General features: G+C 45.2%; 26 protein-coding genes. 5 read left to right on the top strand and 21 right to left on the bottom strand.

The window, feature by feature from the left end:
- Positions 1–26 precede the first annotated feature (26 nt).
- The 7 genes from hisG to hprK all read right to left on the bottom strand — a co-directional run bounded on the left by hisG (position 27) and on the right by hprK (position 5,987).
- Positions 27–656: an ATP phosphoribosyltransferase gene (gene hisG, locus DFR59_RS14185; RefSeq protein ID WP_114746329.1), complete on the bottom strand. Its 630-nt coding sequence runs from the start codon at positions 654–656 to the stop codon at positions 27–29.
- Positions 649–1,839 carry an ATP phosphoribosyltransferase regulatory subunit gene (locus tag DFR59_RS14180; protein WP_114746328.1) on the bottom strand — a complete coding sequence of 397 codons (1,191 nt, stop codon included), beginning with the start codon at positions 1,837–1,839 and terminating at the stop codon, positions 649–651. The genes hisG and DFR59_RS14180 overlap by 8 nt, the downstream gene beginning before the upstream one ends.
- Before the next feature lie 198 nt (positions 1,840–2,037).
- Positions 2,038–2,574, bottom strand: coding sequence for an acyltransferase (locus tag DFR59_RS14175; RefSeq protein WP_114746327.1), 537 nt, complete (start codon positions 2,572–2,574; stop codon positions 2,038–2,040).
- Complete coding sequence (gene ppaX, locus DFR59_RS14170; RefSeq protein ID WP_114746326.1) at positions 2,571–3,221, bottom strand: pyrophosphatase PpaX; 651 nt, start codon at positions 3,219–3,221, stop codon at positions 2,571–2,573. Before ppaX ends, DFR59_RS14175 begins: the two co-directional genes overlap by 4 nt.
- Positions 3,218–4,162: a nucleoside recognition domain-containing protein gene (locus tag DFR59_RS14165; protein WP_114746325.1), complete on the bottom strand. Its 945-nt coding sequence runs from the start codon at positions 4,160–4,162 to the stop codon at positions 3,218–3,220. The genes ppaX and DFR59_RS14165 overlap by 4 nt, the downstream gene beginning before the upstream one ends.
- A 26-nt stretch (positions 4,163–4,188) precedes the next feature.
- On the bottom strand, positions 4,189–5,007 hold the full coding sequence (gene lgt, locus DFR59_RS14160; RefSeq protein WP_114746324.1) for a prolipoprotein diacylglyceryl transferase: 819 nt from the start codon (positions 5,005–5,007) through the stop codon (positions 4,189–4,191).
- A 53-nt stretch (positions 5,008–5,060) separates the two neighbouring features.
- A complete protein-coding gene (gene hprK / locus DFR59_RS14155; RefSeq protein ID WP_114746323.1) occupies positions 5,061–5,987 on the bottom strand; it encodes an HPr(Ser) kinase/phosphatase in 927 nt (308 codons plus the stop codon).
- Between the two features lie 201 nt (positions 5,988–6,188).
- Here hprK and DFR59_RS14150 point away from each other — a divergent pair, with 201 nt between their 5' ends.
- Positions 6,189–6,770, top strand: coding sequence for an N-acetylmuramoyl-L-alanine amidase (locus DFR59_RS14150; protein ID WP_114746322.1), 582 nt, complete (start codon positions 6,189–6,191; stop codon positions 6,768–6,770).
- A gap of 55 nt (positions 6,771–6,825) precedes the next feature.
- On the opposite strand, the gene DFR59_RS14145 is transcribed toward DFR59_RS14150, so the two are convergent.
- The 10 genes from DFR59_RS14145 to DFR59_RS14100 form a co-directional block, all read right to left on the bottom strand.
- Positions 6,826–7,185, bottom strand: coding sequence for a phage holin family protein (locus tag DFR59_RS14145; RefSeq protein ID WP_114746321.1), 360 nt, complete (start codon positions 7,183–7,185; stop codon positions 6,826–6,828).
- On the bottom strand, positions 7,185–7,385 hold the full coding sequence (locus DFR59_RS14140) for a PspC domain-containing protein (protein WP_114746320.1): 201 nt from the start codon (positions 7,383–7,385) through the stop codon (positions 7,185–7,187). The genes DFR59_RS14145 and DFR59_RS14140 overlap by 1 nt, the downstream gene beginning before the upstream one ends.
- 19 nt (positions 7,386–7,404) lie before the next feature.
- Complete coding sequence (locus DFR59_RS14135; RefSeq protein ID WP_114746319.1) at positions 7,405–8,547, bottom strand: DUF4097 family beta strand repeat-containing protein; 1,143 nt, start codon at positions 8,545–8,547, stop codon at positions 7,405–7,407.
- A 27-nt stretch (positions 8,548–8,574) separates the two neighbouring features.
- Positions 8,575–8,889 carry a magnetosome magnetite crystal formation protein family gene (locus DFR59_RS14130; protein ID WP_114746318.1) on the bottom strand — a complete coding sequence of 105 codons (315 nt, stop codon included), beginning with the start codon at positions 8,887–8,889 and terminating at the stop codon, positions 8,575–8,577.
- A 259-nt stretch (positions 8,890–9,148) separates the two neighbouring features.
- Positions 9,149–12,028: an excinuclease ABC subunit UvrA gene (gene uvrA, locus DFR59_RS14125; protein ID WP_114746317.1), complete on the bottom strand. Its 2,880-nt coding sequence runs from the start codon at positions 12,026–12,028 to the stop codon at positions 9,149–9,151.
- A 7-nt stretch (positions 12,029–12,035) separates the two neighbouring features.
- Entirely contained in the window at positions 12,036–14,015 is a 1,980-nt protein-coding gene (uvrB, locus tag DFR59_RS14120; protein WP_114746316.1) for an excinuclease ABC subunit UvrB, read from the bottom strand.
- A gap of 241 nt (positions 14,016–14,256) precedes the next feature.
- Positions 14,257–15,669 (bottom strand): MBL fold metallo-hydrolase, encoded by a 1,413-nt coding sequence (locus DFR59_RS14115; RefSeq protein ID WP_114746315.1) that lies wholly within the window; start codon positions 15,667–15,669, stop codon positions 14,257–14,259.
- Between the two features lie 129 nt (positions 15,670–15,798).
- Complete coding sequence (locus DFR59_RS14110; RefSeq protein WP_114746314.1) at positions 15,799–16,023, bottom strand: CsbA family protein; 225 nt, start codon at positions 16,021–16,023, stop codon at positions 15,799–15,801.
- Between the two features lie 94 nt (positions 16,024–16,117).
- Positions 16,118–16,762, bottom strand: a complete 645-nt coding sequence (locus tag DFR59_RS14105; protein WP_114746313.1) for an HD domain-containing protein — start codon at positions 16,760–16,762, stop codon at positions 16,118–16,120.
- A gap of 108 nt (positions 16,763–16,870) precedes the next feature.
- Positions 16,871–18,970: a heavy metal translocating P-type ATPase gene (locus DFR59_RS14100; protein ID WP_114746312.1), complete on the bottom strand. Its 2,100-nt coding sequence runs from the start codon at positions 18,968–18,970 to the stop codon at positions 16,871–16,873.
- A gap of 345 nt (positions 18,971–19,315) precedes the next feature.
- On the opposite strand from DFR59_RS14100, the gene DFR59_RS14095 reads away from it, so the two are divergent.
- From DFR59_RS14095 to DFR59_RS14085, 3 genes are read left to right on the top strand one after another with little or no spacing between them, the layout of a single operon-like run.
- A complete protein-coding gene (locus DFR59_RS14095; RefSeq protein WP_114746311.1) occupies positions 19,316–19,576 on the top strand; it encodes a FeoA family protein in 261 nt (86 codons plus the stop codon).
- The gene (locus DFR59_RS14090; RefSeq protein ID WP_114746310.1) at positions 19,560–20,294 is read left to right on the top strand and encodes a FeoB small GTPase domain-containing protein; all 735 of its coding nucleotides are present in this window, start codon (positions 19,560–19,562) and stop codon (positions 20,292–20,294) included. Before DFR59_RS14095 ends, DFR59_RS14090 begins: the two co-directional genes overlap by 17 nt.
- Positions 20,266–21,666: a nucleoside recognition domain-containing protein gene (locus DFR59_RS14085; RefSeq protein ID WP_114746309.1), complete on the top strand. Its 1,401-nt coding sequence runs from the start codon at positions 20,266–20,268 to the stop codon at positions 21,664–21,666. The genes DFR59_RS14090 and DFR59_RS14085 overlap by 29 nt, the downstream gene beginning before the upstream one ends.
- Positions 21,667–21,734: 68 nt before the next feature.
- On the opposite strand, the gene DFR59_RS14080 is transcribed toward DFR59_RS14085, so the two are convergent.
- Together DFR59_RS14080 and DFR59_RS14075 are read right to left on the bottom strand one after the other, a co-directional pair.
- Positions 21,735–22,244, bottom strand: coding sequence for a GNAT family N-acetyltransferase (locus DFR59_RS14080; protein ID WP_114746308.1), 510 nt, complete (start codon positions 22,242–22,244; stop codon positions 21,735–21,737).
- Positions 22,245–22,263: 19 nt separating this feature from the next.
- Positions 22,264–23,808, bottom strand: coding sequence for a hypothetical protein (locus DFR59_RS14075; RefSeq protein WP_147278277.1), 1,545 nt, complete (start codon positions 23,806–23,808; stop codon positions 22,264–22,266).
- A gap of 166 nt (positions 23,809–23,974) precedes the next feature.
- Between DFR59_RS14075 and DFR59_RS14070 the strand changes: the two genes are divergently transcribed.
- Complete coding sequence (locus DFR59_RS14070; RefSeq protein WP_114746306.1) at positions 23,975–24,466, top strand: PTS sugar transporter subunit IIA; 492 nt, start codon at positions 23,975–23,977, stop codon at positions 24,464–24,466.
- 52 nt (positions 24,467–24,518) lie between these two features.
- Here DFR59_RS14070 and DFR59_RS14065 read toward each other — a convergent pair whose 3' ends face one another.
- Both DFR59_RS14065 and DFR59_RS14060 read right to left on the bottom strand, forming a co-directional pair.
- On the bottom strand, positions 24,519–26,114 hold the full coding sequence (locus tag DFR59_RS14065; RefSeq protein ID WP_114746305.1) for an FMN-binding glutamate synthase family protein: 1,596 nt from the start codon (positions 26,112–26,114) through the stop codon (positions 24,519–24,521).
- Between the two features lie 31 nt (positions 26,115–26,145).
- Positions 26,146–26,427 (bottom strand): cytochrome C oxidase subunit IV family protein, encoded by a 282-nt coding sequence (locus DFR59_RS14060; RefSeq protein WP_114746304.1) that lies wholly within the window; start codon positions 26,425–26,427, stop codon positions 26,146–26,148.
- Positions 26,428–26,429 lie beyond the last annotated feature (2 nt).

Genomic DNA, 26,429 nt, shown 5'->3' with positions numbered 1-26,429 from the left:
GATTTCACCTACTTGCTTCTTTTTGATCAGTATTGGCTAACGACGGATTCCAGCCGGTCAACTAGCTCTTGGATACGTTCATCCTTCATCCGGTAGCTGACAGGATTGACAATCAACCTTGATGTAATCGGTACGATTTTTTCATATTCAACCAAGCCGTTTTCTTTGAGCGTCCTGCCTGAGGAAACGATATCGACGATTCGATCCGCCAGTCCAATCAATGGGGCAAGTTCAATCGAACCGTTCAATTTAATGATTTCGACCTGTTCTCCCTGTTCACGGAAATAGGAAGACGCTACCACTGGATATTTCGTCGCGATTTTCGGTGCGACGTCATTCATTTTTGTGTTCGGCAGACCTGCAACAGCGAGGTAGCAATGGCTTATTTTCAAATCAAGCAGTTCATAGACATTCCGCTCTTCTTCAAGCATTACATCTTTCCCGGCAATCCCGAGATCCGCGACGCCATGTTCCACATAGGTAGGGACATCCATCGGCTTGGCCAGGATGAAGCGCAGATTCTCTTCCGGCACCTCAATGATCAATTTCCTCGATTCCTCAAATTCTGGCGGAAGGTTGTACCCGGCCTGTCTGAGGAGTTCAAGGGCTTCCTCGAAAATCCTTCCTTTCGGCATAGCAATCGTCAAATCACTCATAACGGTCATCCTCCTTCCGTCCAGCACCAACGAGGAATGTTACATCCTTAAAAGATCTGGTAAAGGAGTCGACATCCGATACACCTGATATATCCTGAACAAGGACATTTTCCCCTTCTGTTCTTTTTTGTGCGGCCAGTTCATATGCTTTTTTCCTGTGTTCTGCACTGAACAGGATGCAGTGGATGGTTGGCGGCATTTGGCGTTCTCCAGCAGCTTCTATCATATAATCCAGACGCAGTCCGAATCCTGTTGCGGCGGTAGTTCGTCCAAATTTTCCAAGGAGGCTGTCATAGCGCCCTCCATTGCCGATTGGGGCCCCGACATTGCCGGTGTAGACTTCGAATAAAATGCCGGTATAGTAGCTCATGTGGCTGACCAATGATAGATCAAGCTTCACATATTTTTCTACGCCGTACTCTTCAAGGAGCTTCCATAACTCTTCAATTTCTTTGAGAGCTTTTTTCCCTTGATCGTTTTCTATTAAACTGTATGCTTCCTCAAGGATCTCGTCCGTTCCGCGCATTTTCAAAAATTTCAAAAGGCGCTCTTTATCGATGGAGGATAATCCAAGGGAATTCACATGGCTTCTGTAGCCGACAAAGTTTTTTTCATAAAGGAAGCGGCCCAGTTCTTCAGCGCGGGATGCTGTCCCAAGAATTTGAGTGAACAGCTTTTCCACAAAGCCGATATGCCCAACGGATATCTGGAATTCCTTTAATCCTGCGTTTTTCAGGACGGAAACCATCAAGGCAATGGCTTCAGCATCTGCACTGATGGTTGGGTCTCCGATCAGCTCAATTCCTGCCTGCTCGAATTCAGCGGGACGACCCCCTTCGTTTTGCTGGGCCCGGTACACGTTGGCGGAATACGCAAGACGCAGTGGGATTTGCTCTTTTAAAAGCTTAGATACGGCAACCCTCGCAATCGGGGCGGTCATATCCGGACGGAGAACCAATGTATGTCCCTGCTGATCCAACAATTTAAATAGCTGCTGATCTAAGGTGGCCGATGCAGCTCCCACAGTTTCGTAAAATTCAAGTGTCGGAGTTTCAATATAGCGGTATCCCCAAGTTTCAAGGGTGTGATGAATCTTCTCTTTTATATTTCGTTTTGTTTCATATATGGCGGGGAAAGTGTCCCTCATCCCCAAAGGCTTTTCAAACATGAATCGCTTCGACATCAATCTCACCTGCACAATCATTGTTTGGTTTTTTATTTAAAATTAATTTTCGAAATCCTTTAGTATGCTAATATGGTAGTAAGATAAAGAATAAATATAGTGTAACGCGCAGCTTTCCGTTCGTCAACTTTGAAAATTCGGAATCCGACATTAGTTTTAAAAATAATAAAAAAAGCCTGCGCTGCAGTAATGGCAGCATCAGGCTTTAGCTTTTCCGTATATGGGGTCGTTTACCCACCGTTGTTCGAGTTCTTCTTTACTGTAGATGGTTCGCATCGGGTTGCCCCCGACGAATGTCCCCGGGAGGACGTCTTTATGTACGAGTGTACCCGCGGATACGATGGCGCCGTCTCCAATTGTCACGCCGGGAAGGATGGTAGTATTTGCCCCGATCATGACATTTTTTCCGATTTCAACTGGTCCGAGGCGGTACTCTTTGATTAAGTATTCATGCGCCAAAATGGTTGTATTATATCCGATGACCGTATTATCACCGACCGAAATTTTCTCAGGGAACATGACATCCAGCATGACCATCAAGGCAAAGGATGTTTGATCTCCCACCTTCATCCTGAGAAAAGTACGGTACAGCCAATTTTTCATCCCAAGAAAAGGGGTATACCTCGCCGCCTGGATGACGACGAAGTTTTTGACAACCTTCCAGAATGGAACGGTTTTATAAACATGCCAAAGGGAATTCCCTCCTGAAACAGGGAAGCGCACCGTCTTTCTCATGGATTGACTCCGACAACTTTCAGGATATCGCTCATTTCATCCAGAATGAAATCAGGCTCGAATTGAAGCAGATGCTCCCTTCCTTTTGCCGTCCAAGCAACACCGGCTGTCAAAGTTCCTGCGTTCTTCCCGCCGAGGATATCATGGTGATTGTCCCCCACCATGATGGCTTCATCAGGGGACGATCCTAATTGGGAAAGTGCTAATAGGACCGGCTCCGGATCTGGTTTTGGCGCATTTACTTCATCAAGGGTCACGATGACATCGAAGAAATCGAACAAGTTCATCAATTTCAATCCTTTGATGACGCCGTTTCTTGACTTAGTTGAAACAATTCCTAGTTTAATCCCAGCTTCCTTCAATCCTTTTACAGCTTCATATGCCCCTTCGAATTCTTCCACCAAATCATCATGGTGCGTCAAATTGAAGTCGCGGTAGTGCTGAATCATTTCCTCCGTATTTTCAGGGTTCAACTCTCCGAAAGTCTCCGAGAGCGGCGGACCCATAAAAGGGAGAACGTCTTCCCGGGAATATTGATCCGGATAGTAATGGTTCAAGGTATGCATAAACGACGTGATGATTAATTCATTTGTATCGATTAGTGTACCATCCAAATCAAAAAGGACGGTCGTTATCCTTTTGTTCATGTGCTGATTCCACTTCCTTTAATTGCTTTTGCTTGTCTTCTGGACCAAATCCATCCCACAATGAGGGTCAGGATGGTAGCAGTCGCGAGCCTGATGCCGAGCAGCGGCAGGACATTGATTCCAAGCGGTACGAATATGAGGGTATCCTCAACAACCGCATGGCATGCCACCAGGAATATGAATGCAAGCGTCACATCTTTTTGGCTTACACCGTCCTCTTTGACCGCCTGGAACATAACGCCTGCTCCGTATGCCAATCCAAAAAGGAGTCCTGCAGCCAAGGTGGTTGATGTGTTCTCTTTCATTCCGAGCATCCTCGTAAATGGACTGACCCATTTCGAAAAGACTGCAAGCCACATTTTATCCTTCAAAATTTGAATGCCAATCATCAAAGGGACGACAATCATGATGAGCTGGCCGATCCCAAGAGTGGCTTTCTTCAATGCTAGCCATAGTATTTCCCAAAATCCATGGACATCTACTGCCTGCACCTTGGCAAATCCATATTGGGCAATTTCTCCTCCGCCGTGCCAAACGAGCTGGATAATGACTGCCGACAAAATGGCCAACCCAAGCCTTACAGTCAATACAATCCATGGCTTCACACCGACTTTTACTGCCACGGATGATTCAATAAGCAGATTATGGGCAAAAGATAGCATCACCGCAATGATGAAAACCTCTTTCACCGTCAAACTAAGCGACAGCACCCCTGCAATCCCTGCATATAAATTCAAAAAAATCCCCAATACAATGGGGATGGCCGCATCTCCGCTGAGTCCGAGCCATCCCATTAAAGGGGAAATCAATTTGATGATCCAAGGAAGCAATGGAGTGTACTGCAGAAAGACGACTATCAACGTGATGGGAAAAATAATTTTCCCGAGGGTCCAAGACGTTTTCAATCCAGCAAGGAATCCCCTTTGAATCGTTGCCCCCATTTGTACTCTCTCCCTTTAATGCAAGATTAATTCTCTAAATCTTTATAGCGATGACGAGCCATTCCTGTCGCTCGGCGTACAACCCATAGAATAATGCAAACGACGACAAGTACAATGGAAATGACCTGAGCCATTCTCAGTGTGTTTGTCAGCATAAGACTATCCGTCCTCATTCCTTCTACGAAGAAGCGGCCGATTGAATACCAGATGACATAGCTGAGGAATAGCTCCCCGCGCTTCAAGTTTACTTTTCTTAATGACATCAATATGATGAACCCAACGAAATCCCAGATGGATTCATATAAAAATGTTGGATGGTAGTAATGACCATCGATATACATTTGATTGATGATGAACTCCGGCAAATGGAGGTTTTCCAAAAAGCGGCGTGTCACTTCTCCGCCATGGGCCTCTTGGTTCATGAAGTTCCCCCATCGGCCGATCGCCTGTCCGATGATGATGCTCGGCGCTGCGATATCTGCCACTTTCCAAAAAGAGATGCCTTTTTTTCGGCAGAAAATAAGCGTTGTGATGATTGCCCCGATCAATGCACCGTGGATGGCAATCCCGCCATTCCAGATCTGAACAATTTCATTCGGGTGCTTCGCATAGTAGCCCCATTCAAATAACACATAGTACGCCCGGGCGCAGATGATCGAAATCGGAATAGCCCAAATGAGAAGATCTGCGTATGTATCTTTCGGAAGTCCTCTTCTTTCACCTTCACGGATGACCAGGAATAGCGCAAGTGCAATTCCGCATCCGATGATGATGCCATACCAATGAACTTCCAACGGCCCTAAATGAAAGGCAATTGGATTAAGCGGTTTTAAATTAGAATTCATTTCAAATGCTCCTTATTTGAATTTGGATAAGCAGCAGCCTTAACTAACAACAATTACTCGTCCCCGTCTTGAATGGCCCCTGCCAGCCTGTTCGTAAACTGCTCAGCGGCATTTACACCCATTCTCTTCAGACGGTAGTTCATCGCTGCCACTTCAATAATGACAGCCAAGTTGCGTCCAGGTCTTACTGGAATAGTAAGCTTAGTGACTTCAGTATCAATAATTTTCATTTTTTCCTCGTCCAGGCCGACCCGGTCATAATGTTTTGTTTTATCCCAGATTTCAAGATCGACAATCAAGGTGATCCGTTTATGGGTCCGTACTGCTCCGGCACCGAATAGGGTCATGACATTGATAATTCCGAGTCCCCTGATTTCAAGCAGGTGTTCAATCAATTCAGGTGAGCTGCCAATCAATGTGTCTGTATCCTCCTGGCGAATTTCCACACAGTCATCAGCCACAAGTCGATGTCCCCTTTTCACTAGTTCCAATGCGGTTTCACTTTTACCGACGCCGCTTTTCCCCGTGATCAGTACACCCACTCCATAAATATCTACCAAGACGCCATGGACAGCAGTGGTTGGTGCCAGCTTCCCTTCGAGATAATTGGTTAATCGGCTCGATAGCCTGGTGGTCTTCATATCGGACTTCAAGACAGGGACAGCGCATCTTTCCGAAGCTTCGATCAGCTCAGCTGGAACTTCGAGATCCCTTGTAATGATGATGGCCGGCGTCACATCCGCACATAGTTTTTCCATGCGGATTTTTCTATCGGAATCGCCCAGCCTTTCAAAAAAGGAAAGCTCGGTTTTTCCCAGCAGCTGAACACGCTCAGCAGGATAATAATCAAAAAAGCCTGCTACTTCGAGGCCCGGCCGGGATAAATCACTCGTGGTGATCGGACGGTCCACGCCTTCTTCCCCGCTGACCAGCTCTAAACCGAATGTTTCTATAATATCTTTCGCTCGAACTTTAGCCACGATGGAGACCTCCTAAATTTCAATGTTGTTTCTATGTACCCATTCTTGTTCTGCACTTTATCTATTTTAGCATTTACAGTGAAAAATAAGCCAGACTATTCACATTTCGTTTAAATTCTTTTTCACCTTGCAGAACAGAGGTGTCCTTATCCGCTTTGGATTTGTATATAGACAGTGAAAAACTTGAAAGGAGAATGATTGATGAAATTGATGCTCGATGCAGGACACGGATACGGCACCCCTGGTAAAAGCACCCCTGACGGATTCCCGGAGTATGCCTTCAATCGGAAGGTCGCCATGTATGCAAAGAATCTTTTCGAGACTTATGAAGGGATTGAAGTATATCTCCCCCACTCTGACTACGAAGATGTCCCGCTTTCTGAAAGGACGGAACGGGCAAATTCGCTGAAAATGGACTGCTATGTATCCATCCATGCCAATGCTTTTGGCGACGGCTCAGAATGGACCTCGCCTGAAGGAATTGAAACCTATGTTTATGTAACCAAACCGAAAGAGGCAATGATGCTCGCAAATGCTGTCCAATCTAAGCTGGTGAAAGAGACCGGCAGGCAAAACCGAGGTGTTAAAACAGCCAACTTCCATGTCCTTCGTGAAACGAAAATGACAGCCATTCTGGTGGAGTGCGGGTTTATGACAAATAAAATAGAAGGGTACCTCCTTCAAATGGACCCTTATCAGCAACAATGCGCCACAGCCATAGCAGAAGCCATCGCTTCCTTTTACCATTTATCAAATAAGCCAGGAACCTGTATTCCAAATTAATAAGATCTAAAGAAAAAAGCCTTGTTCGGTCAAATTCTAACCGGACAAGGCTTTTTCATTTTCGTTCTTTCCAAGGTTCCATGACTGCCTTTTGAATGATGATGTTGGCGACGGACAAAATGACTGCTGCCAATATAGCCATGCCAAAACCGTCAATTTCGAAGGCACTCCCCATGATTCTCTCCGTAAGCACCAGCGTGATGGCGTTGATGACAAATAAGAAAAGTCCCAGGGAAAGTATGGTGATCGGCAGCGTCAAGACAATCAGTATAGGACGGACAAGCACATTCAATAAGGAAAGAATGATGCTTGCTGTCACAGCTGCGCCGAACCCCGAGACATGGAATCCTTCAAAGAACCCCGCTAACGCGATAAACAATAGTGCGTTCAATAATATTCCTGCAATCCATCTCATTACCTAATGACATCCTCTTCATTCGGAAGTATAAAGACAAGCAGCCCATAGGTGATGGCCATCGGGAAAAAGCCGGTCGGGAAAAGCAGGATGATGAAAATCACCCGAAGGACGTTTGCATCGATTCCGACAGATTTGGACAATCCCCCTAATACCCCTGCAATCTTGCGGTTAGAACGTGAGCGTGCCATCTTTTTCATTACTTATCTCTCCTTCATCTTATGCTTGTTTAGGATTAAGATTCGTCGAATCCACTTTTTTTATGAATATGGATCCAGTTTTCGCATCTGCTAAGATGTGAAGAGGAGATTCTGTCAATCCTTTGCGCTGGAAGCGAAGCTGCTTTTGAGCCATTTCACTTTTCTCCTCTAGTACATTCATTCCCTCCAGCTCAAGTTTGAAACTGCCCAGATTGGTTTTTAATTCACCCTCCATGGCCAATTCATCAGGAACATAAATATCCACATTCCCAGTGACCGTTTTCACGCTGATTGAATCCGCATCCTGATTGGACAGTTTGCAAACGACGTTTCCATTGAAGGATTGAAGATCCAGCTTTTGATATTCCCCATTGACTTTCAGCGCACCATTGATGGTTTCTGCCTCAAGCTTCGCTGATTTGCTTTCTTCAATGGTAATATGGCCATTGGCTGTTTCGACCTCAAGGTTTTCGGTATGAAGACCAGTCAAATTGATTTTCCCATTGGCAGATTTAGCTGTGAAATCTTTGGCATTCAAACCTTTGCTAGAAAACGCTCCATTAAAGATGCGTACATTCAATTTTTCATATTCAGCTTTTGGAACAAAAATGGTTGTATCCACTTTCATCCATTTTAATTGCGTCGAGTAGCGAAGCTTCCCATTTTCCACAGAGAATAAGGTGTTTTTCAAGAAAGTGGTTTTCGCCTCTTCCTCATCTTCAGTCCGATAAACTTTCGCTTCACATTCGATTCGAAGATCATCCTGATCCCAGGATTGAATGTCCACCTTTCCATTTGCCACATCAATATCAACATAAGAAATGACCGCATTTTTCTCTTCAAATACATGCGAAACCTCAGCTGACTGGCCGAATTGGAAATCGAACTCGAAATCTTTTATTTTTTGAAGGGCTGTATTCATAAAATCCATTAATTTATCTTTTGCCCCGTTAAACTGCTGAGAGTATTTATCTCGATCATAGGAACTGCGTGAATCTCTTCCTTTTCTATCTACTTCACGGGAAATTTCATTGATAATATCCGATTCTTTCTGCTCACGGACTGTTTCAGCTTCTTCAAGCGCCTCTAAAAGCAGCAGTGCTTCCTTGGCAGACAGCGTTCCCTTTTCAACCATATCCAAAATACGTTTACGTTCGTTCATGCTAAATTCCTCCTCAGTATTGTCTTTTTAAATAAGTACTTTTATCCCTTTATACACATTCCAAACCACAACAGATACTGTCAGAATAAACGATACAATCAGAGAAACGATGATAAAGACTGGAAATCCCCCGTCCGGCTGAAATGCCTGCTGATCAAAAATCAAAGCGGCCAGCATAAAAGGAACAGCTGCCAGCGGAATGATATGCGAGAGAAACGATGATTTTGCATGTTTTTTCACTTCAGGATCGCTTGATACAAAAAACACAATCAGCGGCAGCAGAAAGCCTGCAAAGAAAATGCTGAAGTAGCACAATGCCGATAATGCCTTATTTGATTCCATATTTTCAACTCCTTGGTCTATATACGTCTCCCTTCTTAAAAGGTTTCAGGTATATTTTTAAAAGAGCCGCATTCCTAATATTATTCACAAACTCATTATGTCATACACTATTAAGCTCTCCATCCGCCTCGAGATGTAGTTGATAATGGACCAGAAATGTATTTCGTTTTTATACACCGCTGTTGATTTCCGTTTAACAGAGCAATTTATTAAAAAGCACCCTAAAGGAATGCGGATGCATCCTCTAAGGTGCTTATATTCAGGAAGTCACTTTATCTTTTTCTTGGGCTTCGAGCCTTTTTTTCATTCTGTCGCGATCACGCTGAAGGATCGGAGCCAGATACTTTCCGGTATACGATTCAGGGCTTTTCGCAATCTTTTCCGGTGTGCCGGTTGCGATAATGGTGCCGCCTTTATCGCCGCCTTCCGGACCAAGGTCGACAATGTAGTCAGCCGCTTTGATGACATCGAGATTGTGCTCGATGACTAAGACGGTATCTCCATTTTCGACCAGGCGCTGAAGGACCACAAGCAAACGTGCAATATCATCGACATGCAGGCCGGTCGTTGGCTCATCTAAGATATAGAGGGACCGTCCGGTTGAACGCCTGTGCAGTTCAGACGCAAGCTTCACCCTTTGGGCTTCCCCACCTGAGAGCGTCGTTGCGGGCTGGCCCAGTGTCATGTAGCCTAAACCGACATCATATATCGTTTGGAGCTTACGGCTGATTTTTGGGATATTCTCAAAGAATTCAACTGCATCCTCAATAGTCATCTCAAGAACATCTGCAATATTCTTCCCTTTGTATTTCACTTCCAGGGTTTCGCGGTTATAGCGTTTCCCATGGCAAACTTCACAAGGGACATAGACATCCGGCAGGAAATGCATCTCGATTTTGATGATTCCATCCCCGCGGCAGGCTTCACAGCGGCCGCCTTTTACATTGAAGCTGAAACGGCCTTTTTTGTAGCCCCTGACTTTCGCTTCATTCGTTGAGGCGAATACGTCGCGGATATCATCGAATACGCCTGTATAGGTCGCCGGATTGGACCTTGGCGTGCGTCCAATCGGGGACTGGTCAATGTCGATGACTTTATCCAGATGTTCAATCCCTTTAATTTCTTTATGCTCGCCAGGCTTGCTCTTAGCATTATGAAGCTTTTGGGCAAGTGACTTATGAAGAATATCATTGATCAGGGTGCTTTTTCCTGAACCTGATACACCCGTAACAGACACAAAGCTGCCGAGCGGAAATTTCACATTCACGTTTTTAAGATTGTTTTCCTTTGCACCTTTGATTTCAATGAATCTTCCATCATTCTTTCTTCTTTCGATTGGAAGAGGGATGAATTTCTTCCCTGAGAGATATTGCCCTGTCAAGGAATTATCGTCATTCATGACTTCTTCAGGCGTCCCGGCAGAAACGATCTGTCCGCCGTGCACCCCTGCCCCTGGTCCGACATCTATCAAATAATCCGCCGCAGCCATCGTATCCTCATCATGTTCAACGACAATCAGCGTATTTCCGATATCCCTCATATTTTTAAGGGTCTCAATCAGCCTGTCATTGTCCCGCTGATGTAGACCGATGGATGGTTCATCAAGGATATATAGAACCCCTGTAAGCCTAGATCCGATTTGGGTTGCAAGCCTGATCCGCTGTGCTTCTCCACCGGAAAGCGTCCCGGCAGCCCTGCTGAGGGTCAAATAATCGAGCCCGACATTCACGAGGAAGCCTAAACGCTCGCAGATCTCTCTCATAATAAGATTGGCAATCTTCATTTCTTTTTCAGATAGCTGAAGTCCTTTGAAAAATTCTTCTGCTTCTTCAATAGAGAAAGAAGTCACTTCACCAATGTGCTTCTGATCGACTTTTACAGCCAAACTCTCAGGCTTCAAGCGGTGTCCTTTACAAGACGGACAATTTTGCTGAGCCATATATTTTTCCATTTGCTCGCGGATGTAATCTGAACTTGTTTCTTTATATCGGCGCTCAACATTTGGGATGACGCCTTCAAATTGGATGTAATTTTCCCGAACCTGTCCAAAATCGTTTTCATAGCGGAAATAGATTTCGTCTTTGCCAGATCCATATAAAACTTTATCAAATAAGGACTTTGGAATATCTTTCACTGGGATGTTCATGTCGATTCCATAATGATTGCAGACCGCTTCCAGCAGCTGCGGGTAATATTGAGAGCTTGTCGGCTCCCATGGAGCAATCGCGTGTTCCTTTAGCGACAGGTCCCAGTTGGGAATGACCAATTCTTCGTCTACTTCCAGTTTTGTTCCCAATCCGTCGCAGCTTGGACATGCGCCAAACGGACTGTTGAAGGAAAACATCTTCGGTTCCAATTCCCCGATAGAGAATCCGCAGATCGGACATGCATGATGTTCGCTGAAAAGCAGCTCCTCTTCTCCGATGACGTCGATGATGACGCGTCCATCCCCGAGTTTCAAAGCCGTTTCCAATGAATCTGCAAGCCTTGCAGAAATGCCTTCTTTGATCACGATTCGGTCAATCACTACTTCTATTGAATGTTTCTTATTTTTCTCAAGTTCGATTTCTTCCCCAAGGTCACGGAGTTCGTTGTCAATCCGGACGCGGACATATCCCTGCTTTTTAATCTCTTCCAGCGCCTTGGCATGAGTGCCTTTTCTTCCTGAAACCATCGGCGCCAAAATTTGCAGTTTAGTGCGTTCAGGATGTTCCAGGATCCTGTCCACCATCTGCTCGACGGTCTGGGAAGTAATCTCAATTTCATGTATAGGACAGATTGGCCGCCCCACCCGAGCATATAGCAATCTCAAATAATCATAGATTTCTGTCACAGTCCCGACTGTGGACCGCGGATTCTTGCTCGTCGTTTTTTGATCGATAGAGATGGCCGGAGAAAGCCCTTCGATGGAGTCTACATCCGGCTTGTCCATTTGCCCAAGGAATTGGCGGGCATAGGCAGACAGGGACTCGACATAGCGCCGCTGACCCTCTGCATAGATCGTATCAAAAGCAAGCGAGGATTTCCCTGATCCGGAAAGGCCGGTCAATACTACAAGCTTATCCCTCGGGATGGTAATATCAATATTTTTAAGATTGTGAGCCCTTGCTCCTTTAACAATGATTTTATCTATTCCCATATATCGGTCATCCTTCCGCTTTCAGTTCAAGTATCGTATCACGAAGCTGTGCAGCACGTTCGAAATCCAATGCTTTGGCTGCCTCTTTCATTTCTTGCTCCAGATTTTCGAGGAGTTTTTCCCTCTCTTTCTTGGTCAGCTTCGCTTTACGTTCTGATGGTTGATATTCTTCCGTATCTTCTGCTGCATGGGTGGCGCGGATGACATCACGGATTTCTTTATTGATGGTCTGTGGTGTTACGCCATGCTCTTCATTATAGGCAATCTGCTTTTCCCGTCTCCTGGTGGTTTCATCAATGGCTGCCTGCATGGAATCAGTGATCTTATCGGCATACATGATGACGTGTCCATTGGAATTCCGGGCTGCCCTTCCCATCGTCTGGATGAGCGAGCGCTCTGAACGGAGGAAGCCTTCTTTATCTGCATCCAATATCGCCACGAGGGAAACCTCGGGGATATCAAGACCTTCCCTTAAAAGGTTGATTCCGACAAGCACATCGTACTTTCCTACCCGCAGGTCGCGGATGATTTCAATCCGTTCGAGTGTCTTGATTTCAGAGTGGAGATATTCGACTTTCATTCCGATTTCTTTTAAATAGGCGCTTAAGTCCTCTGACATTTTCTTCGTCAAGGTCGTTATGAGTACACGTTCATTCTTGGCGATTCGCTCATTGATTTCACCGATCAGGTCATCAATCTGCCCTTCGATCGGACGGATATCAATGAGCGGATCCAACAGTCCGGTCGGGCGGATGATCTGCTCGATCATTTGCGGCGTATGCTCCAGTTCATATGGACCCGGAGTCGCTGAAACGAATACTGCCTGATTGACTTTGCTCTCAAATTCGTCGAATTTAAGCGGTCTGTTGTCCATAGCGGACGGCAGACGGAATCCGTGCTCCACCAGGACATTTTTCCTCGCCTGGTCACCATTGAACATACCCCTTATTTGAGGAAGTGTAACATGCGACTCATCGATGACGATCAGGAAATCCTCCGGGAAGTAATCCAGAAGGGTATATGGAGTGGAACCCGGCGGCCTTAGGGTCAAGTGGCGGGAATAGTTCTCGATACCTGAACAGAATCCCATTTCGTTCATCATTTCAAGGTCATAGCGAGTCCTCTGCTCAAGGCGCTGCGCTTCTAGAAGCTTATTATTATCCCTCATGACTTTCAGCCGCTCTTCTAGTTCTTCTTCAATATTTTTTATGGCAACCTTCATCTTTTCTTCGCGGGTTACGAAGTGGGAAGCCGGGAAAATGGCAACATGCTCACGTTCGCCCATGATCTCGCCGGTTAAAGCGTCCACTTCACGGATCCGATCGATTTCATCGCCGAAAAATTCGACTCGCATACAGTGCTCATCCCTTGATGCAGGGAAGATTTCAACGACGTCGCCTCTTACACGGAAAGTCCCGCGGCGGAAATCGATGTCATTCCGCTCATACTGAATGTCCACGAGCTTCCTTAATAATTGGTTCCGTTCAATTTCCATCCCGGTCCTTAAAGAAAGGACGAGGTCTCTATATTCTTCCGGGGAACCTAAACCATAGATGCAGGATACGCTGGCAATGATGATGACGTCCTTGCGTTCGAATAACGAAGAAGTCGCAGAGTGGCGCAGCTTATCGATTTCATCGTTGATGCTGGCATCTTTTTCGATGAAGGTATCCGTTTGAGGTACATAGGCTTCCGGTTGATAGTAGTCATAGTAGCTGACAAAGTACTCGACAGCATTATCGGGGAAGAATTCCTTGAATTCACTGTATAGCTGTCCGGCCAGCGTTTTATTATGGGCAATGACCAAAGTAGGCTTGTTTACTTCTTTGATCACATTTGAAATGGTGAAGGTTTTCCCCGTTCCGGTTGCACCTAGTAATGTTTGGTGCTTCTTTCCTTTATTGATTCCTTTCACGAGTTCTTTTATTGCTGCCGGCTGATCGCCCTCGGGCTGATATTTGGATACAAGTTCAAATTGATCTTTCAAAACAAAGCCTCCCATACTAACCGATTTTCTTGCTTCTATATGTGTATCTAATCGTTCATTTTAAATGTAATTGACAATTTTTAGCTCCATTTCATTCTACCACAAAGCCATAGTTTCTAACCAACAAAAAGCGAACAAATTTTCGCCTTTTTCATTTTCTTCCCATTCCCATAAGGTTTTGAAGTTCATTCCCGAAGAAAGAAAAAGATCCTTCCGAAATCATGGAAAGATCTTTTTTCAGTTATCCTTTTTGGATGGGGCCGTTTTGCTCTTTCCACTCTGCGATGCCGCCTTTTACATTGATGAGGTTATTGAATCCGTTTGCCATCAATAGACCGGATGCGATTGCTGAGCGCGCACCTGATTGGCAGTGCACCAGTAATTTTTGATCTTTTGGCACTTCATCAAGATGTTCGTCCAGATGACCGAGCGGAAAGTGATGGGCTCCAGGGATATGGCCGTCTTCCCATTCCTGGTCATTCCGGACGTCTATGATAAAATATTCGCCATTTTTGGCTGGTTCTATCAGTTCACCTGCAGGGATAGATGCATACCCTTCCAACGGAGCATCCTCCCCATTTGAAATGACATCAGGTTCAACGAATGCGGCGATACGATCAAATCCAATCGATTGAAGAGCATGCTTAACTGAAGACTTTTGATCCGTCAGTACCACTAAATCTTTTTCATAATCAAGGACCCAGCCTGCCCAGTTTGTAAAAATCTTGTTGTAAGGAAGATTGATGAATCCTTTGATGTGTCCGTTCGCATATTCTTCTGCAGCACGTGCATCGATGAAGGTGGTGTGGTTATTTTGCAGCAGCTGCTGCATTCTTTCTTTTTCAGTAATAACAGGAGTCTTGGATTGTGAAAGAAGATCAGGTCCTGCTTTATTGATTTTTTTCATCATGGCGAAGTATGGCGGCGGTTCAGGCTGCCCGCTTAACAGCTTCTCGATGAATTCCTCCTGGTCTTTTATCTTCAATGCCCAGTTATTCTTCTTTTCATATCCGACGCTAGACTGCGGAACCGCCCCAAGCGATTTTCCACAGGCACTTCCAGCCCCATGCCCCGGCCAAACGAGCACATAGTCCGGAAGCTCCTTGAACTTCTTCAGGGATTCAAACATTTCTTTAGCCCCCTGTTCAGAAGACCCTTGCTGTCCCGCGGCTTTTTCAAGCAGATCAGGACGTCCTACATCTCCTACAAAAACAAAGTCGCCCGTAAAAATTCCCATCGGCACTTCGGATCCGCCCCCTTTATCAGTCAAAAGGAACGAAATGCTTTCAGGAGTATGCCCGGGGGTATGCAGCACTTCAAATTGCACATTGCCAATCGAGAAGGAGGAGCCTCCTTTTAATCCTTGATGGGAGATGCCTTCCACATATTGATATTTCCAATCAGCATTGCCTTCATCTGAAAGATAAAGCTTAGCGCCATGATTTTCAGCGAGTTCCCTGGCTCCGGATACAAAATCCGCATGAATATGAGTTTCTGCCGCTGCTGCTAGATGAAATCCCTCTTTTTTTGCCGTTTCAAGATATGGTGTTATATCCCTTGCCGGATCGATGATGATGGCTTCCCCTGTTCTTTGGCAGCCGATCATGTAGGAATATTGAGCAAGCTGTTCGTCAAAAAAAGTACGTAAATACATATTGTATTCTCCTCCCTTTATGTACCCTATCAGGTATTACACTTTGTTTTATTGTTCCCCACATGTTTCACATCAAACATATGATTTCATAAATAAAACGCCTGATCGGGATCCGATTAGGAACCTTCATCAGGCGTCTCTTTTTAATATTTTTTCTGCATAGTAGAATCCGAGGGTCAATGATGCCGCATCAACTACAATCAGCGGCAGGGTATGCGTATACCCTTTGTACGCGGATGCTGCTATGAGTGCGACCGTCAGTGCGAGTCCGATAATCCGGTTATAAGTAACCCTGGAAAACAATATGACAAGCAGACCGGGCAGAAAAATGGCGGAAATTACTTTGTCGAACATAGAAGCTCCTCCTCTATATTGACTATATTCTGGCAATCCTATTTTTTCACATATTGGAAGGAAGAAGCAACAGAATTTTAAGAATTTTTTCGTACTAGCCTTTCAACGCATCTTTGATCATTTGATTTGTGATGATATTCAATTCACTCTGCTCAATGAAACGTTCATGCTGCATGTCCGGCAAAATGCTTGTCAGGAAGTACTGGACACTGTCCATTTCCTTGAACCGCAGGATAGTCTGAAGGGCTTCCTGATAGATTTCCAGGAAGAGCGGCTCCGGATTTCCTTTTTGAATCTCCCCGAATGATTCATATAAAAGGTCAATTTTATCGGCTACGGATAAGATCTTTCCTTCCAGCGTATCATCTTTACCTTCCTTGAATCGTTCGAGATAAATGGCTTGATATTCTTCAGGAAACTCTCTTTCGATAAATTTCTTTGCCATTTCTTCTTCCACCTGGCTAAATAACTCCCTTAGTTCTTTTGAAGCGTATTTCACCGGTGTTTTGATATCCCCTGTAAAAAGCTCTGCATAATCATGGTTCAGCGCTTTTTCATACAAAGAGCGCCAGTCCACTTCATGACCATATTTCTCCTCGACAGTACCAAGAAATTGAGCAATCTTCGTCACTTTAAAAGAGTGGCTGGCAACTGAATGTTCATGATATTTAAATTTCCCCGGACAGCGGAGAAGCTTTTCCAAATCTGATAAACTCTTAAAATAATTATGCACACCCATGTTCCATCACCTATTCTCTCAGAAGTATTTCGGAGGATTTTATCACTTTTAGACATTTCTTGCAATAAAAGAAGATGCCGGGCCTTCGCACCCAGCATCTGTTCATGTCTATTTTTTCCGATCAATCATGACGGTCAAGCTGATGAGGGTGACCAGGATGGTGGCGCCCATATCGGATAGTATGGCAATCCACAACGTCAGCATACCAGGTATCGTCAACAAGAGGGCAATCAGCTTCAAAGCAAGGGCAAGCGAGATGTTCAATTTGATCACGCGATTAACCTTCTTGGCAATGGAAATGGCTGATGGCAGTTTGCCGAGATGGTCCTGCATGAGGACGATATCTGCCGTCTCGATGGCACTATCGGTTCCTTTTCCCATCGCAATTCCGAGGTCAGCAATGGCAAGGGCAGGTGCATCATTGATTCCGTCGCCGATCATGGCCGTTTTTCCACGCGCTGTCAATTCTTTAATTTTGTTTACCTTTTCATCTGGAAGAAGGTCGCCGTAATAGTCTGTTAAACCAACCGTATCGGCTACCTTTTCAGCGGTCTTGCTGTGATCCCCTGTCAGCATGATGGTTTTGATACCCATGCTGTTCAGCTGGTGAATCGTCTCTTTGCTTTCTTCTCTAAGTTCGTCTGTCAATCCGAACATCCCAAGTACACGTGTTTCATCCGAAACCACGACTAGTGTATATCCTTGTTGTTTCATCGCATCGATATCGGACTGAACTTCTTGCGGCACTTGCAGGTTTTCTAATGTTTTTTCGTTCCCGACACGGTATTCTCGGCCCTCAATAGTAGCAATTACTCCCTGGCCGGCAATAGTTTGGATATGGTCTGGCTCTGCGAAAGATGTTTCCTGCTCAGAAACTTTCCTCATGATGGCATCAGCAATTGGATGAGAAGAATTCTTCTCGATGCTTCCGGCAATTTTCAAGAAGGATGCTTCATCATATACCTTCATTTGCTCGACGGCAGGCTTTCCTTTTGTCAGCGTCCCTGTCTTATCAAATGCAATGGCCTCAATTTTACCAAGCTTCTCCAGGAATACACCGCCTTTGACCAGAATTCCATGTCTGGCGTTTCGGGTGATTCCTGAAATGATGGCAATCGGCGACGAAATGATCAAAGCACATGGGCAGCCGACAATAAGGACGGCAAGCCCTTGGTAGAACCAGCTTCCCCAGTCTCCATTGAAAAATAACGGTGGTACAACCATCACAATGACGGCAATGATCATTACAATTGGTGTATAGTAGCGTGCAAAACGGTTGATGAATTGTTCCGTCGGTGTCTTCGTTTCCTGCGCTTCTTCTACAAGATGAAGGATTTTTGAAAGAGATGAATCTTTATAGGCTTTTGTAATTTTAACTTTCAATACACCTTCATTATTGATGCTTCCGCCGAAGACAGACTCTCCTGCGAATTTTTCCACCGGCATTGATTCCCCTGTGATCGCAGCTTCATTGACGGAACTGATTCCTTCGAAAATCAATCCGTCTGAAGGGATTTTGCCGCCGGGCTTAACGAGGACAATATCGCCTTCCTGCAGTTCCTCAATGGAAACCACTCTTTCTTTCCCGCCTTCATACAAAATGGCTTCTTTCGGTGCTACTTTCAACAGCGCCTCCATGGAACGTCTTGCTTTTTCCATTCCAAGCCCTTCGAGGTATTCATTGATTCCGAACAGAATGGCAACGATCGTTCCTTCCCGCCATTCACCGATCCCGAACGCACCTGCCAGCGCAATGGTCATGAGCGTATCGATATTGAATTTGAGTCGAAAAAGGTTCTTGATCCCTTTCACGAATGTCTTATACCCACTCAATGCAGCTGCCACCAGGTAAAAAATGATAGCGACAAAATCATGCCATTGGTAGTCGATATAGATCGCAGAAGCAAAAAAGATGACAGACAACCCAATCAGGATTTTCAAGTTGTCTCCATTTGCATGGGAATGATCATGGTGGTGGGCGTGGCCATCCACTTTCCCGTGTTCATCACCGGAGTCCACAACGAGCCGCGCTCCGTCGGATGCAAGAATTTTCTCTACACGTTTTCGATCGATTTGATCATTTATGACAAGCTTGCTGCTGTTGAATAAAATCTTGGCATCTTCGCCATGTTCAAGGCGATTGATTTCTTCTTCCATCTCCCGTGCACAGTTCGCACAGGAAAGCCCCTGTATTTTATATTCAGCCATGTCCTTCCCTCCCGAAAAATGATTCTTTCTCTAGATTGTGTTTATTGATATGAAAAAATGGAATCTGATGTCCATCCATTAACTCAAAATAGTATTCCCTAACTTTTTGGATATCTCCTATATGAATATATGCTCATATTATGATTGTAGTAAAAAAAACGTGCGCAGTCAAAGGCTTTCTTTATTCGACAATAATCGAGGCTCGACTGTCACCCCACTTGTTACTACACGAATTTTCTTTGTTGACATTTTGAGTTTAAGCGCATAGGATATTGTCAAAGATGGAAGTTGGTTTAGTGCAACTTTTATGATTCGGTCTAAAATTATTAGAGGAAGTGAAAACACATGGAGTCATTGAAGCTGGTCCCTCTTAGCGAAGCAGGAACTGGAGATTTGTTTATCATTAAGAAGCTCCACTTGGAGGGCACGATGCGAAGACGATTATTGGATTTGGGGTTTGTTCCGGAGAACACAATCAAAGTCCTTCAAAGAAGCCCTTTAGGAGATCCGGTTGCTTTTCATGTGAGCGATACAACCATCGCTCTCAGGAAGGAAGAGAGCTCAAAAATCTTAGGGGAGTTGATCACTGATGGAACATCAAAATGAAGTCACCATTGCACTCGCAGGCAATCCGAATACCGGAAAAAGCACCTTGTTCAATCTCCTTACAGGATTGAAGCAGCACACCGGCAACTGGCCGGGGAAAACGGTCATCCATGCAGAAGGATTTTTCCAGCATAAAGGGGTGTCGTACCGCATGATTGACCTGCCCGGCACCTACTCCCTTTTTTCAAACTCAGCCGATGAAGAAGTGGCCCGGAATTATATCATTTTTGAAAAGCCCGCCGTCACCCTTGTCGTATTGGATTCGACTTCCCTGGAGCGAAATTTAAACTTGGCCCTGCAGGTCATTGAAATGACATCCAATGTCATTGTCTGCCTTAATTTAATGGATGAAGCAAGAAAAAAGGGAATTCGAATCGACGAGCAATTGCTGAGCAAAAAATTAGGTGTGCCCGTCCTGAAGATTTCCGCTCGAAACAAAGAAGGTATCACCGAGCTCCTCGATGCCATCAACGCTATGGCAAATGGTGATATCCAAACTATTCCAATCAGCGTGCAATATTCGAAGGAAATCGAGGAAAAGGTAATGAAGCTGGAACCGAAGATCAAGGAAATCTTCCACGATGAATATCCTGCCCGCTGGATTGCCCTCAGGCTCCTTGACGGCGATGAAGGATTGATCAATGAATTGAAACAGAGAATTTCTGCACCGAATAAAAGGGGGCTTTCACATGGATCATCACTTAGCATCCAAATATAAAGATTTTGACAGCCTTGTCCTTGAAGCCAACAGCTTGGCAGACAGCCATACACGCGATGAGATGGTCGGCCTGATTTTCCGGAACACCCGCCAAATATGCAAAGCAGCTGTTTCGGCATCAAGCATGGATAAAGGAAAGAGAAACGAAAAACTCGATAAGATTTTCACCTCGCCGATTTTCGGCTTCCCGATTATGCTCGCCATGCTGGCCGTTGTGATTTATTTGACCATCGCCGGCGCCAACGTTCCATCCTCCATGCTCGCTCAATTTTTCGGCTGGGTGGAAGGATATTTAACCGCAGGGTTCCAATATATTCATGCACCTGAATGGCTGCACGGAATTTTAGTACTGGGCTTATACAGAGGCACGGCATGGGTCGTGAGCGTTATGCTCCCGCCGATGGCCATTTTCTTTCCTATATTCGCCTTACTCGAAAATTACGGCTATTTGCCTCGTGTGGCTTTCAATATGGATCGGCTGTTCAAAAAATCCGGTGCACATGGAAAGCAGTCATTGACGATGGCAATGGGATTCGGCTGCAACGCCGCTGCCATCATGTCTACAAGAATCATCGAATCTCCACGGGAACGGATGCTGGCGATCTTAACGAACAATTTTGTTCCTTGCAACGGAAGATGGCCGACGCTCATTCTGCTTGCTTCCCTGTTCATGGCTGCAGGATACACAGGCGGTTTTGAAACGCTTGTAACTGCTGGTGTCGTAGTCGGAATGGTCGTGTTTGGCATAGTGGTTACGCTATCCGTATCCTGGATATTATCCAAAACGGCTTTGAAAGGGATTCCTACCCATTACACACTGGAACTCCCTCCGTATAGACGTCCAAAAATCATCAATACAATCGTACGTTCAAGCATCGATAAGTCGTGGAGTGTTTTGATGCGCGCCGTCAAAGTGGCTGCCCCGGCAGGCGTCGCCACCTGGGTGCTTGCCAACATCTATATCGGTGATGCGAGCATCTTGATGCATTTTGTCAACTTTCTGGATCCCTTCGCTCAAATGATTGGTTTGGACGGCTATATCCTGATGGCGTTCATCATCGGACTTCCCGCCAACGAAATCGTCCTTCCCATCTTGCTGATGGGATACCTCTCAACCGGCGCCTTAACGGAGGTAGATGATTTAAATTCACTAAAGCAAATTTTTCTCGATCATGGCTGGACTTGGCTGACAGCGCTGAATATGATGCTGTTCTCCCTCCTTCACTTCCCATGTGGTACGACGCTCATCAACATTTATAAGGAAACAAAGAGCAAAAAATGGACGTTTGCTGCATTTGCCATTCCAACAGGCATCGCGCTGATTGTCACGTTTGCTGTAGCACAGATTGTGCGGGGATTGGGACTACTATAATTGAAAATAAAAAAACAACGCCCTGGAGAAGGCACAATTTTCGCTTCTCCAGGGCGTTTCCATTCAATTTATTTCAAAAACATCATCATATAGTCTTCATCATAATAACTGCCGTCTACCTTCATGGCATTTTTCTCTGTCCCGAAGCTCTCGAACCCCAGCGATTCATACAATTTGACCGCGGACTGGTTGGATGAAACGACCGTGAGCATAATCTGCTCGAGCCCTTCCACTTCGTCCAGCTTCTTCAATAACTCCTTGAACAGGGCTTTGGCAATTCCTTTCCCCCTGTAGCTTGGGGTAGTAAAGACGGCGAAAATAGAGCCTTTATGCATCATCTTGCTGGGAGACTCCCTCATAAATGTTACGACGCTGACAAGGGCATCCCCGTCGAATGCCCCCATGGTGAAAGAAAAGTTGGTCGGCTTCAGCCGGATGGCGGTCTTGTTCAAGGCATCTTCCTCTGCAACTTTGTCCTCATAATTGGAAGCAAATGCTTCCGGATTCAGCTTCAAGCTTTCCAGCCGGATCCTCAAATATTCTTCTGCATCTTCTGAAGTCAACACACGATAGTCCATGATTCTAATCCTCCGATTTTTAAATAATATATGGTCCAGCAATCAATGCTGCGATCCAGGAAATGACCCCTACAAAATAAAACACTTTTCCTTCGTCTTCCCAGTCTTCATTTCTCGTGAGTCTATATCCTCCCGCCGCCAGTATGCTGATGATGGCCGGCAGCCAGATTCGGCTGGCATCCGTTTTCATGAAATCTGGCGCCATGAACAGAAACTGATCCGTCATAGTCTTTTTCAAGAGGACGAATAATAAGCCAAACACCATGAGAATGGAAAGGTAAAACAGCCACTTGCCATTTCGGATTCGAAAAAAGAACGAAATGCAGATCATCACGATGGCCGGAATGAGAAGAATCAAGCAGAACAGAAGGAAGACGAATGAGCTCGTTGCGAATGTAAACGTATCTTCGAGCGCCCGCATGACATCCGATTTCCTGATGTGTTCATTCGCCTCTATCACCTGCTTATTTCTGCTCGCTGCCCAAATTTCATACTTTTCGCCGTCAAAAGCCATCCACCCTGCACTTTCCCCGTCATACCACAGCGGCTGCATGGCTTGCGCATAGTGGGTGCTGATGCGGCCAGCCTTCCAAAGTCCCTTCTCGAGGTGTGCTTCATACATATTTACATTCGTTCTTCCTTTTTTCAAAGGACCTTCTGCATGAAATAAAAGCTGGAGTTCCCCATTATTTTGATAAAATTGAAATTCCTCCATTTTATCTATCGGAAGTCCATGCTTCTCATAAATATCGAGTTCGATCCCTTCTAAATGAACTGGCGGTTTTTCAACCGGAAATACCGCATAATAATTGGCCGTATTCCGCCCACCGCCTTCCTTGATGATCGTCGAATAAATAATATGGACCATCTCATTGTCCTTCGCCACTTCCACATTCGACAATACTGCAGTGGAGTATGCTGAAACACTCATGCTAACCGGTTTATATCCATCTCCATCCGGAAGGAAATACGTAAACGTATAATTATTTCCTCCTTCATCAGTTGCGATGAGGAAAGAAGCAGATTCCGGATCAAAGGCAGCCATCTTCACTTTTTTGGCTGCTGCAGCATCCATGAGAGGATCCAATTCCCCAGATTCGGTCTTCACTAAAAAGACGCCATATTCTCCTGAAAGAATCAGCAATTTCTGGCTTGTGAAAAGCTGATCGACATTGCGGGCAACCGTGTCTTCTTTTGCGTCATCTTTTCGGATCAACTCTTTATTTTTTAAATAATAGACGGTCCCGCCATCGGACGAAACCCAAAATGGATTATAAGGGCTTAATTCAAGTCCTTTCACTGTCCCCTGTTTCATTGAAAAATTGCTTTCCGTCAATGTACCAGTCTGCAGTTTATTTTCATTGGCACCGTAGACTTTCCATTCCCCGGTTTCTTCAGTCGCAAATACCCGTTTATGGCTTGCCGCCACGCCAAGATTCACACTGCGGCTCCAGCCATTTTCATTCAGCTTCAGTTCATTAAATAGATTTATAAGATAAAAGGCAATAAAAAAAGCCAAACCAGTCCCTATAAAAAACAAGCCTATTTTATATTTGGTTTTCAAGTCCATTCCCCCTGCCAATCAATTCTCCCTTTTCTCCTTAATTCCCTTCTTTGAAGCCAATCTTTTCGACAAATTTTTCCACACCGACTCTATTTTCAAAAAAACAGATTAGGCTCATTCCAGAAAGGGTATTTCATTGGTAAATGCTAATTTTGAGGTGATAAGGATGACGGCACAATTAAATGTACTCTCTCCCTTTACGGGGAAGCCATTTCCACTGGAAGATGTAAAGAAAACTAAATTTGCAAATGGGATGATGGGAAAAGGTATAGCGGTCATTCCTGAAGAAGGCAAGCTCGTTGCTCCATGCAGCGGGGAGGTCATCCAGGTATTCCCTACAAAGCACGCCATCTCCCTACAAACAGAATCTGGGATTGAAATCCTTGTTCAGATTGGCCAGGATACTGAAAGACTCGAGGGAAAAGGCTTCGAGGTCCATGTAGAGGAAAAAGATAAAGTCAAGGGAGGAGACCTCTTGATCAGTTTCGATTTGGACGCTCTTCATCAAAAAAGCGTGCCCATCGAATCCCCGGTTGTCATCATCAATGCAAACCGGATTGATTCTATGAATCGCACAACAGACCCAACCGTCACTGCAGGCTCCAGCGTTCTATTGGAACTCGGAGTAAAAGAGGAAGATGAAAAACAGGATGCTTAGACACAAAGAAGCACCTATCCTACTAATCATTCAGTAGGATAGGTGCTTTTTTTCATCCCGAAACCATTTTCATCACTTCGGCCTGCTTGAATAAATCGTCAACAGGATACACTCTTCCAAACTCATCTTTATAGATGAGATGCTTTCTCTCAAATTTAGTCGGTGTATCGATCCCTGCTGCCGCAGCCAGATTGAACACCCCTTCTCTTAAGGAAAGGAGATAGTTGCACGTACGGAAGGATTTCTCCTCGACAATCAACGCACGCTGAAGCTTCGGATCTGTCGTTGCCACCCCGACAGGACAGTTATTCGTATGGCACACCTGTGCTTGGATGCATCCAACTGAAAACATCAACCCGCGGGCAATATTCACTAAGTCCGCTCCCATCGTCATTGCCATGACAATTTTATCCGGAGTCAACAGCTTCCCTGATGCGAAAATTTTCACACGGTCGCGCACGCCATATTTCGTAAGCATGTCATGTACGAGTGGAAGTCCAGCTCGGATCGGAAGCCCCGCAGCATCGGCAAGCTCTTGGAAAGAAGCACCGGTACCGCCTTCTCCACCATCAACCGTAATGAAATCAGGACCTTTTCCAGATTCCTTCATATCCTTTGCAAAGGCCTCGAGATCGTCTAAATTACCAACGACAATTTTGATCCCGACAGGCTTGCCGCCAATTTCGCGAAGCTTTTCAATGAACTCAAACATCTCATGGTTGTTATTGAATTGTCGGAAGCGGTTTGGACTGTCCACTGTTTTCCATGGCTCCACATTACGGATTTCAGCGATTTCCGGCGTCACCTTAGAACCATCGACATGGCCGCCGCGCGTTTTGGCGCCTTGGGCAAATTTAAGTTCGAACGCTTTGACTTCCTCAATCTCGCTTTTTCGTTTAAATTCTTCCCAAGAGAATTCTCCATCCTTTGTCCTTACACCAAATAATCCGGGACCGATTTGATAAATGATATCGACGCCGCCTTTTAAATGATGCTGGGACAAACCGCCTTCCCCTGTATTCATCCATGTACCGCCGGCCATCCCCAATCCAGTGGACAAAGCGGTAATCGCTTTTTCACCAAGGGCGCCGTAGCTCATGGCAGACTGCCCGACAAACCCCTTCACTTTAAATGGCTTGCGGCAAGTGTCGCCGCCAATGACGATCGCATCATCATCGCGGAGATAAAAGGGATCCGCTTCTGTATATTCACGGTGCTCCTGCCTTCTGAACAGATTGTCTTTATCAATCTTATAAATCTTCGTCCTGATTTTTTTCTCGTTGTCGACCTTCAGTTCATCACGCTGCACAGGATACATCGCATTTCTCACATAGTAGCCTGGCCCGTCGAAATCCCGCTCAGATCCGAATCCCATCATTCTATTTTTATACTTGGCCGAAATGACCGTATCCTGGTATTGCCTTCTGGAGAATGGCCTTGCTTCGTTATCATTATGAAATAAATATTGCCTTAGCTCAGGACCGATTTTCTCCAGGATATAGCGCATTTTCCCAAGGACCGGATAGTTCCTCAGAACGGAATGCTCCTCCTGCTTCTCGTCTTTCAACCAAATGATTCCGAATATTACTAGCGGAACGATAATGATTAAAACTACTAACCCTACTAATATATAGGAAGCTACTGTCATTTCTTCACTCTTCCTTTCTATTTTATTTAAATTAATTTAAAAGCCAGAGAAATAATATGGCCAATGCGGCTACCATTCCCCCGCTTGCAAGCGCAATCATGCGGTACATTTTCTGACCTTTCCCCGCATGCATGAAGATGAACAGCTGCAGGAAAACCTGGACGACCGCCATCCCGATCAAAATCCACTTCAGAACGACCGGCCCAAGCTGCAATCTCCAATCCATCACCAAATAAAAGGCAATGGCCGTAAAAAGAATCATCAAGGCAAAAGATACATAATAGGTCACTTTCGTTCTTTTTCCCCCTTCCATCG

The organism is Falsibacillus pallidus (genome assembly GCF_003350505.1).
Taxonomy (GTDB): domain Bacteria; phylum Bacillota; class Bacilli; order Bacillales; family DSM-25281; genus Falsibacillus; species Falsibacillus pallidus.
This window is presented reverse-complemented; position numbering and strand designations above follow the sequence as displayed.

What these genes read in the sequence shown, in the direction of transcription:
- hisG (WP_114746329.1), bottom strand. Translation starts at nt 656, where the DNA reads ATGAGTGATTTGACGATTGCTATGCCGAAAGGAAGGATTTTCGAGGAA.
- DFR59_RS14180 (WP_114746328.1), bottom strand. Translation starts at nt 1,839, where the DNA reads ATGTCGAAGCGATTCATGTTTGAAAAGCCTTTGGGGATGAGGGACACT.
- DFR59_RS14175 (WP_114746327.1), bottom strand. Translation starts at nt 2,574, where the DNA reads ATGAGAAAGACGGTGCGCTTCCCTGTTTCAGGAGGGAATTCCCTTTGG.
- ppaX (WP_114746326.1), bottom strand. Translation starts at nt 3,221, where the DNA reads ATGAACAAAAGGATAACGACCGTCCTTTTTGATTTGGATGGTACACTA.
- DFR59_RS14165 (WP_114746325.1), bottom strand. Translation starts at nt 4,162, where the DNA reads ATGGGGGCAACGATTCAAAGGGGATTCCTTGCTGGATTGAAAACGTCT.
- lgt (WP_114746324.1), bottom strand. Translation starts at nt 5,007, where the DNA reads ATGAATTCTAATTTAAAACCGCTTAATCCAATTGCCTTTCATTTAGGG.
- DFR59_RS14150 (WP_114746322.1), top strand. Translation starts at nt 6,189, where the DNA reads ATGAAATTGATGCTCGATGCAGGACACGGATACGGCACCCCTGGTAAA.
- DFR59_RS14145 (WP_114746321.1), bottom strand. Translation starts at nt 7,185, where the DNA reads ATGAGATGGATTGCAGGAATATTATTGAACGCACTATTGTTTATCGCG.
- DFR59_RS14140 (WP_114746320.1), bottom strand. Translation starts at nt 7,385, where the DNA reads ATGAAAAAGATGGCACGCTCACGTTCTAACCGCAAGATTGCAGGGGTA.
- DFR59_RS14135 (WP_114746319.1), bottom strand. Translation starts at nt 8,547, where the DNA reads ATGAACGAACGTAAACGTATTTTGGATATGGTTGAAAAGGGAACGCTG.
- DFR59_RS14130 (WP_114746318.1), bottom strand. Translation starts at nt 8,889, where the DNA reads ATGGAATCAAATAAGGCATTATCGGCATTGTGCTACTTCAGCATTTTC.
- uvrA (WP_114746317.1), bottom strand. Translation starts at nt 12,028, where the DNA reads ATGGGAATAGATAAAATCATTGTTAAAGGAGCAAGGGCTCACAATCTT.
- DFR59_RS14115 (WP_114746315.1), bottom strand. Translation starts at nt 15,669, where the DNA reads ATGTATTTACGTACTTTTTTTGACGAACAGCTTGCTCAATATTCCTAC.
- DFR59_RS14110 (WP_114746314.1), bottom strand. Translation starts at nt 16,023, where the DNA reads ATGTTCGACAAAGTAATTTCCGCCATTTTTCTGCCCGGTCTGCTTGTC.
- DFR59_RS14105 (WP_114746313.1), bottom strand. Translation starts at nt 16,762, where the DNA reads ATGGGTGTGCATAATTATTTTAAGAGTTTATCAGATTTGGAAAAGCTT.
- DFR59_RS14100 (WP_114746312.1), bottom strand. Translation starts at nt 18,970, where the DNA reads ATGGCTGAATATAAAATACAGGGGCTTTCCTGTGCGAACTGTGCACGG.
- DFR59_RS14095 (WP_114746311.1), top strand. Translation starts at nt 19,316, where the DNA reads ATGGAGTCATTGAAGCTGGTCCCTCTTAGCGAAGCAGGAACTGGAGAT.
- DFR59_RS14090 (WP_114746310.1), top strand. Translation starts at nt 19,560, where the DNA reads ATGGAACATCAAAATGAAGTCACCATTGCACTCGCAGGCAATCCGAAT.
- DFR59_RS14085 (WP_114746309.1), top strand. Translation starts at nt 20,266, where the DNA reads ATGGATCATCACTTAGCATCCAAATATAAAGATTTTGACAGCCTTGTC.
- DFR59_RS14080 (WP_114746308.1), bottom strand. Translation starts at nt 22,244, where the DNA reads ATGGACTATCGTGTGTTGACTTCAGAAGATGCAGAAGAATATTTGAGG.
- DFR59_RS14070 (WP_114746306.1), top strand. Translation starts at nt 23,975, where the DNA reads ATGACGGCACAATTAAATGTACTCTCTCCCTTTACGGGGAAGCCATTT.
- DFR59_RS14065 (WP_114746305.1), bottom strand. Translation starts at nt 26,114, where the DNA reads ATGACAGTAGCTTCCTATATATTAGTAGGGTTAGTAGTTTTAATCATT.
- DFR59_RS14060 (WP_114746304.1), bottom strand. Translation starts at nt 26,427, where the DNA reads ATGGAAGGGGGAAAAAGAACGAAAGTGACCTATTATGTATCTTTTGCC.